This window comes from Wolbachia endosymbiont of Atemnus politus (assembly GCF_013309895.1).
The window spans coordinates 1-1,759 of record NZ_JAAXCS010000176.1; the positions used below are offsets into that span (position 1 = coordinate 1).

2 pseudogenes are annotated in these 1,759 nt (G+C 30.6%); both read right to left on the reverse strand.

Annotation, left to right across the window (positions count from 1 at the left end):
- Nucleotides 1-529 (reverse strand): annotated as a pseudogene (locus HET73_RS10015) (DnaA ATPase domain-containing protein); the annotation flags it as partial.
- A 143-nt stretch (nt 530-672) separates the two neighbouring features.
- Nucleotides 673-1,735: pseudogene (locus HET73_RS10020) on the reverse strand (AI-2E family transporter).
- Nucleotides 1,736-1,759: the final 24 nt, after the last annotated feature.

Here is a 1,759-nt window from a genome sequence, read left to right on the forward strand (position 1 = left end):
GTAACATTTGATCCCATAGACTATCTATTTTTTCTATAACTTCATTAAAACTGCAAAAATAACGCTCTATTCTTGCTAAGATATAATTAATCACTTTTAAATCGACTTTTAACTGTTTATCTGAAAATCGTTTTATTAACATAATTCGTAATAATTCCCCACTAGCAGGTGATATTTTCACGTAGGTAGTTGATAATATGCGAGAACTCACGAGTCTTTCAATTTAAAATTAAGTTTTTGGTGAAGTTGAAGAAGCAATGAGTAATCTCTTGTTATTTTCTTTCATGTAGTTGTAACAATGTAATAACATTGCTTGAACATTTTGTATATCTTCCAAAATAAAAACGTCGCTATACCTCATCTCACTTGTGAAATTGTTTACATTGATAAAAATTACATTGTTCATCGCTTACCAAATGTGAGCAAGATGGGTTTTACCAGAACCTTTAGGCGCAAAGAGAATCGGGCATTTCCAAGATAAATCATCAATTACTGAATTGCACATCTCCTTATTTTCGTCTTAAAAGATGAAATCTTGCTGGCTATAATCAGTTTAATTGTTGTCAAATAAATTTAATTGTACATTAAACATTTTTCGTCCCTGACAAAATTCGTTTTCAAGTACATTAGGTATTTTGCGGTTAGCCTCTCATTGTTACAATAGTTATTCTGCTAACCATTTTTATAATACTCACTGTTAAGATACCGATCAACCGCATACCCTACTGACACATAAAACATTGCTATTATTGGAACAAAAAGTAATACACCCATAAGTCTACAATATAAAACACATATAGTAATTCCAAGAATAATCACAGCTGGATGCATATGAACCTTTCTTCCTATTAACAAAGGAACCAGTATGTTCGCATCCATTAACTGTCCTATACCAAATAACGGTAAAACAGTAGTGCGTTCAAACCACCCATTAAATTGAGTAACAGCGCTCAAAACCCAATAATAGTATATAGCAACGGTCCTATATAAGGTACAAATGTCAGTGTTCCCAATAAAATTCCAATAGCAACAATGTTTCAACTCGATTATATTAAGGCTCACAGAATAAAAGATCATCATAACAATGCATACATTTTTTGCCAGTCCTTTTAGATAATTAGATACGATAAAATCCACTTTTGAAAAATAATCTGCAACTTTTTTCTTTATATGGAATAGGAACTAATTTACTAACTTTTGCTACAATCAAAGGCTAATCACGCAATATATAGAAGATTACTAAAGTGATTACTACTAATGATACTGTATGAATCAAGCTAAAAGCTCGAGCTTAACACTTGGATTATAAAATGACTGGTAATATCAAAAGCACGTATGAAATATGATCGCCATGATTTTCTGCTAGATTCTTAGATATGTGATCAAACAAATCATCTCCTACTTTTATATTAAGAAATTCTAGCACAGATTGAATAACTATAAAGTTCAATGAAGGCACTTTGCTGATCAAAAAGTTTAATATTGAGGTAATTTGAACATATATAATAGGCGAAACAAATGTAATAGCAAATACAAAAACCATCAGCAGAATAAATATTAGAAAAATTACAGAATAAATGGGCGGTATTTTATACTTTTCCAACTTGACTACTAGTGGATTAAATAAATACGCAACAACGATAGACATTAAGCATGGAAAAATCATAGGGCGCACTAAAAATAATGTGCCAATTATAATTAGTATAAGACAACCAGTTACATGACGTTTTTGCATGTTTTTAGCATAGTCAATCTATTT